This is a genomic window from Pseudoalteromonas sp. PB2-1, assembly GCF_045040605.1.
Taxonomy (GTDB): domain Bacteria; phylum Pseudomonadota; class Gammaproteobacteria; order Enterobacterales; family Alteromonadaceae; genus Pseudoalteromonas; species Pseudoalteromonas arabiensis.
In genome coordinates this window covers 1809409-1825991 of record NZ_CP090667.1, presented here as the reverse complement: position 1 = coordinate 1825991, position 16583 = coordinate 1809409, and the positions used below count along the sequence as shown (strand labels likewise).

The 16583-nt window shown below is 40.2% G+C and carries 18 protein-coding genes and 1 pseudogene; 6 read left to right on the top strand and 13 right to left on the bottom strand.

Features of this window, described 5'->3' with window-relative positions; genetic code table 11:
- Positions 1 to 6: 6 nt before the first annotated feature.
- Positions 7 to 1329 (top strand): Na+/H+ antiporter family protein, encoded by a 1323-nt coding sequence (locus L0Z67_RS08405; RefSeq protein WP_062569077.1) that lies wholly within the window; start codon positions 7 to 9, stop codon positions 1327 to 1329.
- Positions 1330 to 1549: 220 nt separating this feature from the next.
- Here L0Z67_RS08405 and L0Z67_RS08400 read toward each other — a convergent pair whose 3' ends face one another.
- Genes L0Z67_RS08400 through L0Z67_RS08390 form a run of 3 tightly spaced genes read right to left on the bottom strand, consistent with a single transcriptional unit; the run spans position 1550 to position 3658 of the window.
- Positions 1550 to 1984, bottom strand: coding sequence for an acyl-CoA thioesterase (locus tag L0Z67_RS08400; RefSeq protein ID WP_062569076.1), 435 nt, complete (start codon positions 1982 to 1984; stop codon positions 1550 to 1552).
- A gap of 5 nt (positions 1985 to 1989) precedes the next feature.
- Positions 1990 to 2808 carry a M23 family metallopeptidase gene (locus tag L0Z67_RS08395; RefSeq protein ID WP_237115224.1) on the bottom strand — a complete coding sequence of 273 codons (819 nt, stop codon included), beginning with the start codon at positions 2806 to 2808 and terminating at the stop codon, positions 1990 to 1992.
- On the bottom strand, positions 2801 to 3658 hold the full coding sequence (locus L0Z67_RS08390) for a 6-carboxytetrahydropterin synthase (protein ID WP_193988810.1): 858 nt from the start codon (positions 3656 to 3658) through the stop codon (positions 2801 to 2803). The genes L0Z67_RS08395 and L0Z67_RS08390 overlap by 8 nt, the downstream gene beginning before the upstream one ends.
- Before the next feature lie 207 nt (positions 3659 to 3865).
- Here L0Z67_RS08390 and fabA point away from each other — a divergent pair, with 207 nt between their 5' ends.
- Positions 3866 to 4381, top strand: a complete 516-nt coding sequence (fabA, locus tag L0Z67_RS08385) for a bifunctional 3-hydroxydecanoyl-ACP dehydratase/trans-2-decenoyl-ACP isomerase (RefSeq protein ID WP_405128698.1) — start codon at positions 3866 to 3868, stop codon at positions 4379 to 4381.
- Positions 4382 to 4452: 71 nt separating this feature from the next.
- Here the strand turns inward: fabA and rmf are convergent, their stop codons facing one another.
- Positions 4453 to 4623, bottom strand: coding sequence for a ribosome modulation factor (gene rmf / locus L0Z67_RS08380; RefSeq protein ID WP_062569403.1), 171 nt, complete (start codon positions 4621 to 4623; stop codon positions 4453 to 4455).
- 370 nt (positions 4624 to 4993) lie between these two features.
- On the opposite strand from rmf, the gene L0Z67_RS08375 reads away from it, so the two are divergent.
- From L0Z67_RS08375 to gloA, 4 genes and pseudogenes are all read left to right on the top strand, one after another.
- Positions 4994 to 5626, top strand: coding sequence for a TetR/AcrR family transcriptional regulator (locus L0Z67_RS08375; protein WP_237115223.1), 633 nt, complete (start codon positions 4994 to 4996; stop codon positions 5624 to 5626).
- A 61-nt stretch (positions 5627 to 5687) separates the two neighbouring features.
- A complete protein-coding gene (locus tag L0Z67_RS08370) occupies positions 5688 to 6680 on the top strand; it encodes an MDR family oxidoreductase (RefSeq protein ID WP_405128697.1) in 993 nt (330 codons plus the stop codon).
- 90 nt (positions 6681 to 6770) lie between these two features.
- The gene (locus L0Z67_RS08365) at positions 6771 to 7187 is read left to right on the top strand and encodes a VF530 family DNA-binding protein (RefSeq protein WP_062569070.1); all 417 of its coding nucleotides are present in this window, start codon (positions 6771 to 6773) and stop codon (positions 7185 to 7187) included.
- Positions 7188 to 7379: 192 nt separating this feature from the next.
- Positions 7380 to 7911: pseudogene (gene gloA, locus L0Z67_RS08360) on the top strand (lactoylglutathione lyase).
- A gap of 75 nt (positions 7912 to 7986) precedes the next feature.
- Here the strand turns inward: gloA and L0Z67_RS08355 are convergent.
- The 9 genes from L0Z67_RS08355 to L0Z67_RS08315 all read right to left on the bottom strand — a co-directional run bounded on the left by L0Z67_RS08355 (position 7987) and on the right by L0Z67_RS08315 (position 16573).
- Positions 7987 to 8199 carry a CPXCG motif-containing cysteine-rich protein gene (locus L0Z67_RS08355; protein ID WP_062569068.1) on the bottom strand — a complete coding sequence of 71 codons (213 nt, stop codon included), beginning with the start codon at positions 8197 to 8199 and terminating at the stop codon, positions 7987 to 7989.
- Positions 8200 to 8512: 313 nt separating this feature from the next.
- Positions 8513 to 9427, bottom strand: coding sequence for a serine hydrolase domain-containing protein (locus L0Z67_RS08350; protein WP_405128696.1), 915 nt, complete (start codon positions 9425 to 9427; stop codon positions 8513 to 8515).
- A gap of 120 nt (positions 9428 to 9547) precedes the next feature.
- Positions 9548 to 9883, bottom strand: a complete 336-nt coding sequence (locus L0Z67_RS08345; RefSeq protein ID WP_405128695.1) for a lipoprotein — start codon at positions 9881 to 9883, stop codon at positions 9548 to 9550.
- A 64-nt stretch (positions 9884 to 9947) separates the two neighbouring features.
- Positions 9948 to 10745: an enhanced serine sensitivity protein SseB gene (gene sseB, locus L0Z67_RS08340; protein WP_405128694.1), complete on the bottom strand. Its 798-nt coding sequence runs from the start codon at positions 10743 to 10745 to the stop codon at positions 9948 to 9950.
- A 256-nt stretch (positions 10746 to 11001) separates the two neighbouring features.
- The gene (locus L0Z67_RS08335; RefSeq protein WP_062569064.1) at positions 11002 to 12825 is read right to left on the bottom strand and encodes a protein kinase domain-containing protein; all 1824 of its coding nucleotides are present in this window, start codon (positions 12823 to 12825) and stop codon (positions 11002 to 11004) included.
- A 147-nt stretch (positions 12826 to 12972) separates the two neighbouring features.
- Positions 12973 to 13734, bottom strand: a complete 762-nt coding sequence (locus L0Z67_RS08330; protein ID WP_130149847.1) for an SDR family oxidoreductase — start codon at positions 13732 to 13734, stop codon at positions 12973 to 12975.
- 9 nt (positions 13735 to 13743) lie between these two features.
- Positions 13744 to 14634 carry a 3-hydroxyisobutyrate dehydrogenase gene (mmsB, locus tag L0Z67_RS08325; protein WP_405128693.1) on the bottom strand — a complete coding sequence of 297 codons (891 nt, stop codon included), beginning with the start codon at positions 14632 to 14634 and terminating at the stop codon, positions 13744 to 13746.
- 17 nt (positions 14635 to 14651) lie between these two features.
- Positions 14652 to 15794: an enoyl-CoA hydratase/isomerase family protein gene (locus tag L0Z67_RS08320; RefSeq protein WP_405128692.1), complete on the bottom strand. Its 1143-nt coding sequence runs from the start codon at positions 15792 to 15794 to the stop codon at positions 14652 to 14654.
- Positions 15794 to 16573 carry an enoyl-CoA hydratase gene (locus L0Z67_RS08315; protein WP_062569060.1) on the bottom strand — a complete coding sequence of 260 codons (780 nt, stop codon included), beginning with the start codon at positions 16571 to 16573 and terminating at the stop codon, positions 15794 to 15796. Before L0Z67_RS08315 ends, L0Z67_RS08320 begins: the two co-directional genes overlap by 1 nt.
- Between the last annotated feature and the right edge of the window lie 10 nt (positions 16574 to 16583).

Below are 16583 nucleotides of genomic sequence, written 5' to 3'. Positions count from 1 at the left end.
AACAATATGAATGCAGTAATTGTCGGCGTTATGTTGATGCTGGTTTTAACGCTTTGTCGAATTAATGTCATTGTCGCGATGACAGTGAGTGCTATTGTTGCGGGTCTGACCGCTGGTCTTGGTTTAACTGAAACTGTTAATGCATTCAATGATGGCTTATCGGGCGGTGCTGAAATAGCGCTTAGCTATGCGATGTTAGGTGCGTTTGCGGTTGCTATTTCTAAGTCGGGTTTAACACGTATTTTAGCGTCTAAGTTACTTAAGCAAGTAAACGAGAATAGTCATAAAGGCGAAACTACGCTTAGTTACCTTATTTTAAGTATTATTTTACTCTGTGCGATTTCATCGCAAAATTTAATACCTGTCCATATAGCCTTTATCCCAATACTTATTCCGCCATTACTGATTGTGTTTAACAAGTTGCGCCTTGATAGACGTGCTATAGCATGTATTTTAACCTTCGGATTAGCCACTTCTTATATGGTGTTACCTTATGGTTTTGGTGGGATTTACTTATATTCCATTTTGCACAAAAACCTCACTGAAAATGGCTTAGATATCGTTAATACTCAAGTCCCCATGGCAATGATAATTCCAGCCATCGGGATGTTATTTGGTTTATTGGTTGCGGTATTTATTAGCTATCGAAAGCGCCGCAGTTATGAGTCTCATAGCTTAACAGAGCCACAACAAGAGGTGCTCATAGAACAGCCTAAAAAGGTACTGGTAGTTGGCATTACCGCTGTACTTTGCTCTTTAGTGGCGCAAAATATCAGTGGCTCAATGATCTTAGGCGGCCTCGTTGGAGTGGCCATATTTACCTTGCTTGGTGTTGTAAAGCTTGAGCAAAACGGCGATGTATTTAGTAAAGGCATCGCGATGATGGCGATGATTGGCTTTATTATGATCTCAGCACAAGGCTTTGCTTCTGTGATGAAAGCAACGGGTGATGTAACTTCGTTAGTCAGCTCAGCAGCGGCTATGATTGAAGGTAACAAACCCCTTGCAGCCGCATTGATTTTATTGGTTGGACTCTTAATAACCATGGGTATTGGTAGCTCGTTTTCAACAGTGCCAATTATAGCCACCCTATTTGTACCACTTTGCATGGAACTTAATTTTTCGGTAATGGCAACGGCTGCACTGGTTGGTACAGCGGGCGCTTTAGGTGATGCTGGCTCCCCTGCTTCTGACTCAACACTTGGGCCAACATCTGGCCTAAATGCAGATGGTCAACATGACCATATTTGGGATTCAGTGGTACCTACTTTTATCCACTTTAATATTCCGCTACTTATTGCTGGCTGGGTTGCGGCAATGGTTTTGTAAATAGATAAACAGTGTAGCTTCTTTTTATGGGGCTACACTAAACTATTCTCAATAATAAAAAGAAAGAACTCCCTCATATATCTATCCCTTGTACACACTTTCTTAAATTATTTTTACAGTTGCCAAAGTTAACTTTAAAAAATAAAGTATGATGTGTTCTTTATATCTAATAAATTAAGCACCCGAAGGTACTTAATTTATTTAAAACTTATAGTAAGTATTATTCGAAACCGTTGATCATCTTATCGCAAACTACCGGTGTTGGTCTGTGGTTATCATCAACAGCTACAAACGTGAAGCTACCTGAAATAGCTAAATGCTTGTCATCTTTATGCATTCTTTCTAAAAAGATTTCTACGTCTACTTTAAGGCTGGTATTGCCAACGTGAACAACTTTTGAAATTAGCTCGGCGAATGTACCTGCCGGAATAGCCTCTTTAAAATCAACACGGTCAGACGAAATCGTTACAAGTGGCTTACGACAAAAACGGGTTGCTGCAATAAAGGCGACTTCATCCATCCAAGCTAACGCGTCCCCACCAAATAGTGTGTTATGGTGATTTGTACGGCCTGGGAAAACTGTTTTTGTTACTGATGTTGTTGAGTCAATAATACGCTGTGCAATAATAGCATCACGATCGATTTGTTGTGTCATAGTCTCTACTTTTCATTAGCTAATGTGTCTTGCATCATTAGCGCAGGGTCAAGGCGTTCGTTTTTCCAATTAAAACGCCAGTCTAAATGAGGGCCGGTAACTCGGCCTGTTGCGCCGATCTCAGCAATTTTGTCACCACGCGTAATTTCATCCCCTACTTTTACATCTAATTTGCTTAAATGAATGTAGGTAGAGGTAACACCATGGCCATGGTCAAGAATTAACGTGCCGCCAGAGTAATATAAATCTGCATCAGCAAACACCACGGTGCCGCTTACTGGTGCATACACTGGGCTGCCTGTTTTATTGGCAATGTCTAACCCAAAATGTGGGCGGCGAGGCTCACCGTTAAAGTAACGCTGGCTACCATAAACACCTGAAATACGCCCTGTGGCTGGCTTATAAACAGGATCTAAAAAGTAACGTAAGTCAGAATTTACTTGCCTAGCTTTACGAACAGCAACGGCTTCACGGCTAATACGTTCAGACACTTCTTTAGGTGGCGAAACATATTTTTTTGCAACACCGGTGATTTTATCGATTTTATAATCACGCTTGGTGATTACAATTGCTTTCTCGTGGTTCACACCAGCACTATCAACCCAAGAAAGAGTATGGTTTGTCTTAGCATCACGGCCAAAACCAAAAACAAATTCACCACTTGTTGAAAGCTTAAGTTGCTCGCCATTGAAACTAACACTTTTAGCGCCTTCAATTTGGCCAGTTACTAAACCGCCTTGAGTTAAATGTCCTTTTAATTCAACAGCACTGGCAGTTAAAGAAAACAATCCTGCAAACGCTGCTATTAGTAATCCTTTACGCATAACTTATAGACCCCTTGCCCACTCCTTCATAAGCGGTAATTTTTACTTCAGAGTCAGGGTACTGGCTTTTCACTTGTGAGCTTAGATAATCGGCAATGCATTCAACCGTGGTATCGCAAGGTAAAATGTCACAACGTGATTTATCAATCGCCATTTCAAAATAGCCTTGTTGTGATGTATAGGCAAAACACACATCGTTATCTAGTGCAGTTACATGCTTAAGGTCAGATTTATTGATTTCATCTTCTGCTGTCGCTAAGTAAATATCTTGCCATTTATCTGCCCATTCTTTTTGTAAGCGAGGCATCGCCATACCATCAAGGCTAATTCCAATTTGTGAGCGATGACCATGAATAATACGCTGGCAATTACCATCGTGCTTTTTGAGACCGTGGCTGTAATGATAGTAAAAGCTTTGGCTATGTTCTGGCTTTAAACTAATTTCGATTTTTTCGATATTATTAGGAAGCTTGGGCATTATCGTTTTAATTAAAAACTCAGTCACTGAGTTTTCATCAATAATATCTGCATCTATAGGACAAAAGGCTTGATTTGGTGCACTCATTGCTAAGTGATAATTATCACCGAAGTGACAATCTAGCACGCTGTGCTCTGCATGCTGTGTTAGTGAACCATTTAATTTTGCTGGTACAGCAAGTTTATGGTCAATACATTCATCAATAATGCCTTTAATTTGCTTTTTAACTAAACCAAAATCCAGCACCATCGACTCATCATTCAACTGACCATGTAGAGTTAAATCCACAATCCAGCTCTCGCCAACTGCGCCGCGTTTATTACACAAGTAAGAAAAATCAATCACTGTTAGTGAGTTTACAAAAAGGATCATAAATTTCCTTTAGACTGGTTAAAGAATCACAGCAATTATAATGATTTTTACTTCACAATGCGCGGTTTTATCTCCCTTTATCTGTAACAGTTTAATTAAGTGGTCATAAAACAAGCTGAAAATATAAATTATTTAACTGCTCCGAGTTGTTTAGCGTACAAGTGTACGCTAAAGTACAGGGCAATTTCTAAGCGACGAATAAGAGTTATGGAACCTAAAAACAGCTATACAAAAGAAGAACTAATCCTTTGCGGTCAAGGTGAAATGTTTGGTGAAGGCAACTGCCGCCTACCTAGCGACAACATGCTAATGATGGATCGCATCGTTTCAATTACTGAAGATGGCGGCGAGCACGGTAAAGGCCAGATCGTTGCCGAGTTAGATATTAACCCTGATCTTTGGTTCTTTGACTGCCACTTTAAAGGTGACCCTGTTATGCCTGGTTGTCTAGGCCTTGATGCAATGTGGCAATTAGTTGGTTTCTTCCTTGGTTGGTCTGGTGGTCCTGGACTTGGCCGTGCACTCGGTGTAGGTGAAGTTAAATTCACAGGTCAGATCCTGCCAACAGCAAAAAAAGTTACTTATCGTTTAGACATGAAACGTGTTATCAAACGTAAATTATTCATGGGTATGGCTGATGGTACTGTAAAAGTAGATGGCCGCGTAATCTATGAAGCGAAAGATCTTAAGGTAGGTCTTTTCCAAGATACAACTGCATTCTAATTTTTACTTGTTTGCAGATACAAAAAAGCCCCTGCATGGGGCTTTTTTGCGTAAATTAACAGGTGCCTATATTAAGTTTTAAACATATTGCGGTTTTCAATTGCTTCGCGCCAGCCGCCTAACCATTCAGATTTAGGGTCGATTTGTTGATAAGGGCATTGATCTTTGGAACGGCCTGCCAAGCCTGCTTTATAACCTTGAGAATGAGCTCTTTCTAAACGATCTCTTTTCTGTCTCTTCATAGGTAACATCCTCACCTTTTATATTTATAGATATGTAGCGAAATTGACATCTACATTTAATGAATAGTTAATAAAACTGTTAAATTCAAATAGCAAAAAGCAATTAAATAAATTGACAATAACTAACATGCTGATGCTCAACTGAATTAACATTTTAAATGACTAAGTGGTCGTACCTCTCATCTAAAACCACCTATAAATACACTTAAATTAGGCTAAAAATTTTTATCTTTTTTAGCTTCATAATTGTGACCTAAGCCGTTTCGGCAAAGTTCCCATTTAAATTGTAATCATGACAAATTTATGATGATTACAATTTATGCAATTAATTACTTGCACATTAAAGACCAATCGGTCTAATATAGTATTCATGCAAACAAATAACTCTGTGCCAAGCCGTCGCGGCAGGCCACCTAAAATAGCGCGTTCAAATGCAGATACTCGCGCCTTATTAATTAATACGGGTTTAGCTGTATTAACCGAAAAAGGCTTTAGCGCAACCGGCATTGATTTAATTTTAAAATCAGCCCAAGTACCTAAAGGCTCTTTTTATCATTACTTCAAAAGTAAAAATGATTTTGGCTTAGCACTTATAGATGCTTACGACAGCTATTTTCAAGCAAAGTTAAAACGCCATCTAACTGATGAAAAAATAAACCCGCTTGAAAGAGTTGTACTGTTTGCTAACGACGCCAAACAAGGCATGGCAAAATTTGAGTTTAATCGTGGCTGCTTAATTGGCAATTTAAATCAAGAACTCAGTTACCTTGATGAGCCAATGATTGACCGTATTAAACAGGCTTACACCAGCTGGCAAGCTTTAATTGAGCAGTGCTTAGTTGACGCAAAGCAGCAAAAGCAAATACCTCAATCATCAGATTGTAAAATGCTAGCTGAGTTCTTCTGGATCGGCTGGGAAGGCGCTGTAATGCGCTCTAAACTTGATAAATCAAGTGAACCACTTACCCTTTATACAGCACAATTTTTACGCTTAATTTTATAAAGCCGTTTTAATACGGTTTTATTTCAACCATTAAAAGACGATCGGTCTAAAAGGAGTCAACATGACAACATCAGTAAAATCGGTAGTTATCAACAAAGATGATCAAGGCTACCGTGCCCAGTACACAGATTTCCCTGTAGAGAGCATCCACCAGCACGATGTAAATATTGATGTTGACTACAGTACGTTAAATTACAAAGATGCTTTAGCGATTACAGGTAAAGGTCCTGTGGTAAGAACATTTCCTATGATCCCAGGCATTGACCTTGCAGGCACAGTGACAGAGTCTAAGAGCGATGAATTTAAAATTGGTGATAAAGTCCTGTTAAATGGCTTTGGTGTTGGGGAAAAATACTTAGGTGGTCTAAGTTCAAAAGCGTCTATGAACAGTGACTGGCTTATCCCCCTACCCGCTAATTTAACACCAAAACAGGCAATGCAAATTGGTACAGCAGGTTATACCGCAATGCTCAGTATTATCGCCTTAGAAAAACAAGGTATCAAACCACAAAGCGGCGAAATACTTGTCACCGGTGCTAATGGTGGTGTAGGTAGTTTTGCTATCTACTTATTAAATAAACTTGGCTTTGATGTAGTTGCAACAACGGGTCGAATGAATGAAGCAGAGCACCTAAAAAAACTAGGCGCAAAACGCGTTCTATCTCGCGATGAATTCTCCAAACCTGGTAAACCGCTCGCAAAAGAGCAATTTGCTGGCGCGATTGATTCTGTAGGTAGCCACACCCTTGCCAATGTGTGTGCATCGATTAAATACGGTGGTGTTGTAACAGCCTGTGGATTAGCACAAGGTATGGACTTTCCGGCAACGGTAGCGCCCTTTATCCTTCGTGGCATTAGTCTAATGGGAATAGACAGTGTAATGCGCCCTAAAGCCGACCGAATTGAAGCATGGCAACGTTTAAGTGAGTTAGTAGAAGCTGAGTACCTCAATGCTATTTCGCAAGAAATTCCACTTTCTGATGCCGTTGCCAATGCCGAAGCCCTATTAAAAGGTGAAATTCGCGGCCGTGTAGTGGTTAATTGTAAAGAATAGGCGCGAATATAAACATTCTTTGCAAGTTAGCTATAAAACTAGGGTAAAGGCAATTATACTTACCCTAGTTTTGTAATACCGGACAGCCTAATGAGTAATAAAGAAATTTTCAGCAATAACCCACTGCAAGGTGTTGGTATCGAGCAAGTTGTGATAGAGCTTGTCGAACAATATGGCTGGGAATTACTCCACGCCTATATGCGTTTGAACTGCTTTAAGAATAACCCAGATGTTAAATCAGCGGTTAAGTTTTTACGTAAAACCCAATGGGCACAAGAAAAAGTCGAGAATTTTTATTTGTATCGTCTTAAAAACTTACCACGCCCTGACGATGTAAACTACGAATTACCGCCGCGCGACCGTGTGATCCCTGCTGATCAAAAACCAGGTGAACCGTGTGAGCTTAGCTTTACTGATGCAAAACGCATTCATGAGAAAAAAGAAGCGAAGCAAAAAGCCCGTGCGCGTAAGCAGCGATCAAATGCGAGTAACCCTTGGGGTAATTGATCGACAAAAGCTGTAAGTTTTAAGCTATAAGTAGAAATGGGCCGCCTGTTGGGCGGTTTTTTTATGTGAGTTAGTAAGTTAAAAATTGAAGTGCTATCTAAACACGTCAATAATATTTGTTATTAATTTAAGGGCAACCTGATTATGTTAGACTGATTACATCATCAATAATTTGAGTTAAAAAGGATGTGTATGTCTAACTACAACGAGTCACCAGAACAAATCGCAAATGCAACGCAAGGTTATGTAATGCAACAGACAATGTTGCGCATAAAAGATCCAAAGCCTTCATTAGACTTCTACCAAAACGTTTTAGGCATGAAGTTATTGGGTAAATATGACTTCCCTAAAATGGAGTTTACGCTGTACTTTTTAGGCTATGAGCAAGACATGCCAACAGGCACCGATAAGGAAAAAGCACAGTGGGTGTTTCGTCGCCCTGCTCTTATCGAGCTTACACATAATTGGGGCACAGAAAACGACGAGAGCTTTGCTGGGTACCATAGTGGTAATGATGAACCAAAAGGCTTTGGTCATATCGGTATTAGCGTGCCAGACGTTTACGCAGCATGCGAGCGCTTTGCAAAATACGATGTTGAGTTTGTAAAAAAAGCCTGACGATGGCTCTATGAAAGGCCTAGCCTTTATTAAAGACCCAGATGGTTATTGGATAGAAATACTCTCAGCTGAAGGGATCACTGAGATAATTGAAGATCACAAATAAGAAAACCTTATATTAAAACCTGCCATCTCGCAGGTTTTAATATTTAATGAATTAGAAATCTTAGTATTTCATTTTTTAATAGTTAGAAAAGCCACAACTTTCATCATCGCTTGATACAGTAACGGAAAGTTCTTCATCACTGTTTTCAAAAACTAAAAAATTTATTGGCTTACAACAAACTTGGCAATCTTCGATGTATTGTTGATTTAAGTCTGCGGGGTCAAGTAAAACATCTATATGTTCTCCACAATATGGACATGCAATCGTTTTTTCAGTTAATTGATTCATCAGTACGACTCCCTAAAATTGAGTTCTATACTAAGTAGATTGTTCTTACCTCTATGCTTTTCAACATAACCACCTTATTAAATATCAAAAATACCTATTAAGTAAGCTTAGTTGCCATAAACTACTCACTTTTAAGACTTGCGCAGTTTAGATAAAATAAGACTATCAATATCATTACTAACGCCTCCTATGCTGCTATTGGTAAGTATGACGTAGCCTCTATTTTGGTCTGTAATCGACCGTGTTAAGGCTATCCAACCTTGATTAAATCCAGCGAACCCTAAACTTTTATTTTCTGAATCGACAACATAACTCATACTCCAGCGCCCCCCGTGTTTGCTACAGGTGTAATCATTTCTGTAATTAGAACTTGTGATATAAGACGGTAGCCATTGTATTTATTTTCCTTATTTTTAAGCACGGCTAAATTAAATCGTGCTAAATCAATAGCAGTTGTTTGTAAACCCGCAGCGGCTTGCTCAGCAAAGTAGATCATGGATGTTTTCTTGGCATTTTCATCATACGGTGTTGCTGACTTACTCATAACAGCAGGTGTTACATTAAATGTTGAGTTATTCATTCCGAGCGGCTCAAGTACATTTTTCTGCATATAGTCTTCAAAACTTAAACCCGATACATCTTCTATGAGTAACTGAACAATAGAGTACGCACCCCCTGAGTATGACCATTTTGTATTTGGTGTATGTATTAATTTTACATCGCCTGCACAATTATTCTTGCCATTTAATGAATCAACGATCGAAGGAACATCAGTCGGTGAGCCCCAGCCAAAATAAGGACCGAGAGACAAGCCAGATGTATGCGACAGAACATTTCTTAACGTTACATTTTCTGTTCCAAATTCAGACTTAGGTATCTTCCAGCGTTTTAAATAATTATTTATTGGTTTATCAAGTTCAACTTTACCTTGCTCAACCAACTGCATAACCCCCCACGAAGTTACTACTTTTGATATTGAGCCCACATTAAACATGGTATTTTCTGTAATCGCTTTTTGACTTTCAATATCAGCAAAGCCATAAGAAAGAAATCCGGTAACCTCTTCGCCTTGAACAAAGGCAATGGCCACACCTGGGGCTTTATGCTTATCTAAAATCTTTGGTACAGCCTGATCAAGCTCGGCTTTTAATTCTGAGAAATAAGTCGCGTCAGCTGCTTGAGCATTACTAATAACGAAAAAAACAATAAAAAATAATAATTTATTCATAACATCCCTTTAAAAAGCTAAATATCGTAAGTACACGCTTCTAAAGTAAGAATCTCTTTAATAAAAAACACCCGACTATTAATTATTTAAGTAAATTCCTATTAATATTTACAGCAATTTCTAATAACCTTGGTTTTTTGTTAGCCTCACGCCATCAACAACCATTACCCATTGGTCATCAACCAAGTGTGGTACTTCTGTTACATCGAAATTAGTGGTTAAAAAAGCGACTCCTACTACAAAGTCATCTCCTCTAAACTCTTTTAACGGCGCGTTTATGGATGTTGACCCTCCATCCTGAACCCTCTCATATACCACTGTTCCATCTTGGAGGATAAGCAAATACATTTCTTTGCTTTCCCACTCACCTACGTAAGATAACTTATCCGCTGGCAAAGGCTTGCTACAAGAAGTCAGAGTAAGCACAGCTAAAACCAGTAAAATAAACTTTTTCATAATCCCTCACGATTAACTAAACATCACATTGTGCAATAACTAAGTAATTAAATACCAAAGAGTTTTATGCCTTGCCTGAGCCAAGCGTAGAACAAAGTTTCGTTCCCCATCTTTTCTCATAAAAGGGCTTAATTTGAGTAAGCAAAAACTCACTCAAACCAGAGTCATTTTCTTTGATTTGATAAAAATCTATTGATTCACCTTTAGGTAATGTATCTATGGCGACAGAGCCTGCTTCTGTTATCACTTTTTTAGCGTCACCATCTGTTTCAATGCCAATAATTAAATGCGGCTTTTCATCAACGGATTTATCGTGCATTAAAGCAAGGTAGGCGCTATTCACATTTCTATGCTTTGCGAATAACTGAGTTAAAGAGTCAATCATTTTATGAGGATAATTAGCGGGCTCTCCCAGTAGGACTTTTGTTTCTTCCTCAACAACTCTTTGTACAGGAGATTGACTAATACCTGTGGTTAATAGCTGAGCCACTTCCTGTGGTAAAAACTCTTTACCATACTTTGACTTAGGATTGAGGAGTAATGTAGCTCCTTGTGTCATTTCAAATAAAGAGCGGGCTGGCAGCATCAAATACGACTGTTCAGTATCAATGGATTTCTGAAGCACTTCTAAAGACGAAAAAAACGGGATGACAGATAAGCCATCGCCTCTTTGCCAATGTTGTATTTGAATGTGGCTACCAGCTTCAAGGTTGTTATGCCCATAAGCTTCTACTTGTTCTGTAGCACCCAGTAAAAACACGTTTGAATTAAGTAAAGTTTCGCAAAATTCTGGCCGATGAGCAGGTTCATCTGCTGCAAGCCTTAATAGTTCTTCAAGTTTATTTTCTTCGATTATTTCCACAACTCTTCCTTAAGCTGGTTTACACCTAAAATGGCAGGTTGAAGTGAGTAATGCTTAGCTTTTTGATTTAGCTAATTTCAAAATTTTTTTGAAATTAGCTGCTTGCATTAAACCACGATTATCGCGCGTGTACAAAAAGTGACAATATTTTACTTACTAAAAAACAATCTATCTCTAAAAATAAATGCTTGTTCTATATTTTTATTTTGGAAAGTTATATTTTCTAACCGTTTACAATGAGTCTTAATTAAAGAACTCATTCCATCAAAATTCTTTTTGGATCTCGTGGATAAAACTCATCGGCTTGTTTAGCACATAAATCAAATTCACGGGTATTTTTGTAAGGTAGTTTCATAAAGCCAGCTACACCTACATCAGTTATACTTACCGCATATTGCATCAACTTACTTAGCAAACGTTTAAATTCAGGCTCTTTACTGGCATCTAATAGTCGATAATAGTGGTGTATCTTCATCCTATCTGGCAACGCCTCAAAAATGATACACCCCGTATGGTGTATTTGGTTTAGCTCAAATACGCACTTTATAACCTTTTTTGGGAGCTGCAATTGCTCATCAGGATCTTTACCATCTTCAAAGTAAGAGTGTGGTCTGGTTACATCTGAGGCTTGTACATCCATCACTTCATAATCAAGTTCAGGTAAATGTTCAAATTTAAATGCGCCAGTGCCATCCCGTTCTAGCTGAATGGTCTTACGGGCATCAAATAAGCAACATTTAAATAGACCTTTTTGTTCAATCCCTTGGGCAAGCATGACGGTGTTGTTAATCGCATCTGTAAAGGCAGTGCCGAGTGTTTCATCATGCAGAATCAGCGATGATTCAACAAACAGTGAGTTTTCTTTCCAGTGAAAACTCAGACCCCCTACTACTGGGTACTTTGCTAGCCGGCTAATCGAGGCTAAAAATGCTTTTTCGGTGTCGCCGGTATCAAATAAAAATTCTTTGTAGTACCTATCGAGCTGGGCATCGTTTACATCAAGTAGTTGTTGATTATGGTCGGCTTGTCTTAAAAATTGCTTACGCGAGCTATAAACAACCGTATCTGGGTGCTCATCAAACTCACTAAACCAATAAGGAATATAAGGTCGAATTAGTTTACGGGGCAGCTCAGGTAAGTAAGCTTTGGCCATTGTAGGCATGTTACGCATAAAATAATCACCCGCACTATCGCGAGTGGCCTTATTTTTTGAAAGCATACCGTCAATAACTCGTGCAAGCTCCATAGGTAAATTTAGGCTTGTAGCCGGAATAACCGCAGCACCAAATCGGCAAGATTGGGCAGAGGCCAGTGCATAAAGAGTTGAGGCGACACCTTGCTCATCAAATCGTGGCGAGGACTGTCCACCTGACATTTGCTCATCACCAATAAAATACACATCACCCATGCGTGCATTCGTGGTGCTTATATCAGCAGACATAAGATCCATAAAATTGCTGGCAACCGGATTCCCTTCAGCGTCTATTTGCGCATAAACAGAGCTGCCCCAGTCTACCAACGACAATTTATTAGTTTGTTCATCATAAACAATGTTAGAAGGTTTAATATCACCATGTACAATCGGTTGCGGGCTGATGCCGTTTTTGTGTTCGCGTAAGTCAATAAGAACATTGCGAAGCTTAAGCGCCAGCGCCATGATTTTCGCTGCGCTAAAACGCCCCTGTTTGATGGAGATTTTTTCTAAGTCTTCACCTAGGGCGCGCTCCATCATTAAAATGCCTTGCTTTTTAATGCGCTCAAAAGCATAAAATTTTGGCACGAGCGGGTTATGCACTTGCGAGAGCATGTAGGCTTCGTCTTCTAAACGGTCACGTACACTCTGCGCAAGGGTTATGCGTGAAAACTTAAAGACCCAAGGCATACCTTCGTCATCAATACCCGCAAATACAAAGCCAAATGCACCAGAACCAATCAATTCAACATCGCTGTAACCAAGCAAGGTTAGCTGTTTAATACAAATGTTAAGCCATTGGCGGTGCTTTTTAGCATCATGGTGAGACAGCAAATAAACAGACTGTTCTTCATTGATATAAAAATTGCGGATTTGTTTGGAATTCACTGCATCTCTCAAGGTAGAAAACGACTTTAATTATTGAATGTAGGAAAGTTAATTACAAGGGCTGAGTTAAATTAAGGTTTGTTGCGACTTAAAGCAAAAAAACGGCAAGCAAAGCTTACCGTTTTGGGACTCAATGGGTAGTTGAAATTAAAGTCTTATACCACCGTCAATTTCTACAACACGACCGGTAAAGAAGTCGTTTTCTACAATGTACTGTGCTGTTTGGGCAATTTCTTGTGCTTCACCAAAACGACCCACTGGCGTTACCGCCATCATGCGTTGTTTTGCTTCTGGTTTCATTGCATCTGTCATCGCAGTGCGGATAACACCTGGTGCGATTGCACCAACACGGATACCAAAGCGACCTAATTCTTTCGCCCAACCCGTTGTCATCGCAACAACACCGGCTTTAGACGCTGCATAGTTAGTTTGGCCAATGTTACCAGCACGGGCAACACTCGACATATTAACGATAACGCCGCCTTTGCCAGACTCAATCATGTGGCTTGCAGCTTCACGACCGGCTAAGAATACACCGGTTAGGTTAACATCAATTACAGATTGAAACTGAGCCAACGACATTTTATCAACCACTTTGCCTTCTTTTGCTTTGATAAACATACCATCGCGTAAGATACCTGCGTTATTAATTAACACACCAATATGACCAAAGTCTTTGTTAATCGTGTTAAACGTTGCTACCACAGCGTCTTCATCGGTCACATTAGCAGCATACGCCATCACTTTTGTGCCATGCTTAGCAAGCGCTGATACTGCAGTATCAAGTACGTCTTGTTGCATATCGATAAGGGCGATGTTCGCGCCAAGCGATGCAAATTTTTCAGCCATCGCAAAGCCTAAACCTTGCGCACCACCAGTAATTACAATGTTGTTGTTTTTAATTTCCACAACAAACTCCTACTTCGAGAATAATTTAAAAATAGCGCTAAAATCATCACTACCTGCACCTTGATGCTGAAGCATAGTGTATAGATTCTTCGCCATTGACCCCATTGGGGTAGATGAATTACTTTGTTGAGCCGCTTCCATAGCAAGGCCTAAATCTTTAGCCATTAAATCAACCATGAAGCCAGGTTTATAATCATTACTTGCTGGCGCCGTTTCCATTACACCAGGGCATGGGTTGTAAAGCTCAAGTGTCCAGTTACGACCAGAGCTGGCAGTCATAATGTCGCTTAACACTTTTGGATCAAGCCCATTGTTAATCCCCATTTGCAGGGCTTCACTAGTACCTGCCATTAAAATGCTCAGAAGCATGTTGTTACAGATTTTTGCCACTTGGCCAGCGCCAATATCACCAGCATGGAAGATGTTTTTACCCATATCAACTAAAGCAAGCTTAGCTTTTTCAAAATGGCTTTGCTCACCACCCACGATAAATGTTAAAGTACCCGCTGTTGCACCTGCAACACCACCTGATACCGGTGCATCAACAAAATCAATGCCTTTTTGAGCAAGTTCCCTACCCACTTGACGCGCTGACTCTGCATCAATGGTTGAGCAGTCAATCACTAAGGTTTTGCTATCAAGTAAGTTGATAAGTCCCGTTTCACCTAAGTAAAGCGACTTAACATGCTTACTTGCTGGTAGCATACTGATAAAAATATCAGCGCCAATAGCACACTCAGCTGCATCGTTTGCTGCAATGGCACCTTTATCGGCAAGTTCACTGACTGCTGTTTTATTTAAGTCAAACACACGAACTGTGTGACCCGCATTAACAAGGTTTGCCGCCATCGGGCCACCCATGTTGCCTAAACCAATAAATCCTATTGTTAATTTAGCCATTTGTTTACCCCTTGGACTTAAGATGACGTTAATGAGTTAAGTGGGTGAGATTGCTCATCCCAGCGTGGTGTAAAGAAACTATCTACAACTGCTGCGTCAATATCGCTAAGCGATTTAAACTGCCAGTTAGGTGCACCGTCTTTGTCGATTAGTAGCGCACGTACTCCTTCTTGGAACTCGCCTACTTCGCCACAGCGTACCGACATGCCTAGTTCCATTTTGAAGCACTGTGCTAACGTCATCTCTTTTGAGTTTGCTAATTGACGTTCAACCAGCGCACAACTAAGCGGACAACCATGCGCTAATGACTTTTGCGCACGTGTGAGCCATTTGTCTTCGGTATCTAAACCTTGGATGTAGTCGATTTTGCCCTGCAATGAGTCAAATTCAGCCAACTTTTGAATAAGCTCAAGATTATCCTTTACGTTTCCTTTAGGTACACGGCCTGAAATATTATCGATTGAGATTAAAATTTTAGTCAGCTTTTCGTGATTTAATGAAGCCGTTTTGCCCCACTTTTCAGCTGTGATAGCCGTTAACATAGCATCATATTTATCGGCAGTTGCATAGTGATCAGCAAGATTAACAAACAATGCATCTTCAGCATTGATAGACGCTGCAGTTAATCCTAAAAAGAGACCCACTTGCTCAGGCATTTTATGTAAGAAATAACTGCCACCAACATCAGGGTATAAACCAATGGTAAGCTCAGGCATTGCAATACGAGAGGTTTCTGTTACCACACGATGACTTGCCCCTGCCATTAAACCTAAGCCGCCCCCCATAACAATGCCATTACCCCAAAGTAATATTGGCTTTTCATAGCAATGAATTAGATAGTCTAATTTATACTCAAGTGAGAAAAAGTCTTCGATGTAATTAGCTGGCTCACCCGTGCTCATTGCCTTGTGAAGGCTTACTACATCGCCACCGGCGCAAAAGGCTTTTTCGCCAGCCCCTTTTAAAATAACCATGGCAACAGTGTCATCTTCAGCCCATTTTCTAAGCTGAGGCTCAAGCAGTTGGATCATGTCGTAATTTAAGGCGTTTAACGATTTTGGCGCATTGAGTGTCGCAATTGCAATGAGGCCACTTGCGGCCTCTGCAGTTTCAAACACCACAGGCGCATCTTGGTGATTTAGTAGTGTTACGTTAGTCATTAGCCATTTACCCAATTAGCTTTACGCTTTTCTAAGAACGCATTCACACCTTCTTTTTGGTCTTGCGTATCAAATAATTGTACAAATAACTCACGCTCTAATGGCAATGCATGAAGCATCGGTTGTGTACGACCTTTTTGAATAAGTTCTTTACATGCAGTCACAGCAACTGGGCTTTGCTCGCCAACTTGGTTAGCAAGTTTCATTGCCGCCGCTAAACTTTCTCCAACGCCAACCACTTCTTCAACAAGGCCTATCTCGCGTGCTTTATCTGCTTTTAGGCGCTCGCCACATAAGATCATACGTTTTGCCCAGCCTTCACCTACAAGCCATGCAAGATTTTGCGTACCACCAGCACATGGCAGTAAGCCAACTTTTGCTTCTGGTAATGCCATTTGTGCTTGCTCTTCGGCAATACGAATGTCACAAGCAAGTGCAACTTCAAGGCCGCCGCCCATGGCATAACCATTAATTGCTGCGATTGATACGCCACGGAAATTGGTTAGTGCTTCAAATGCATCACCAAACACTTTTGACATAGTGGCAGCTACGCCTTTGTCACCACTGGCAAACACGTTTAAATCGGCACCAGCGCTAAAGAACTTTTCACCTTGACCTGTGATCACTAATGCATACACATTTTTGTTGGCATTTAGCTCAGTCACAGTCTCTTTAAGTGCGGTTAATGTATCTTGTGTCCAGGTATTCGCTGGCGGGTTGTTCATGGTTAAAACCGCTACGTTACCTTCAATATTTAAATCAATCGATGGATTAGACATAGGTTGCTCC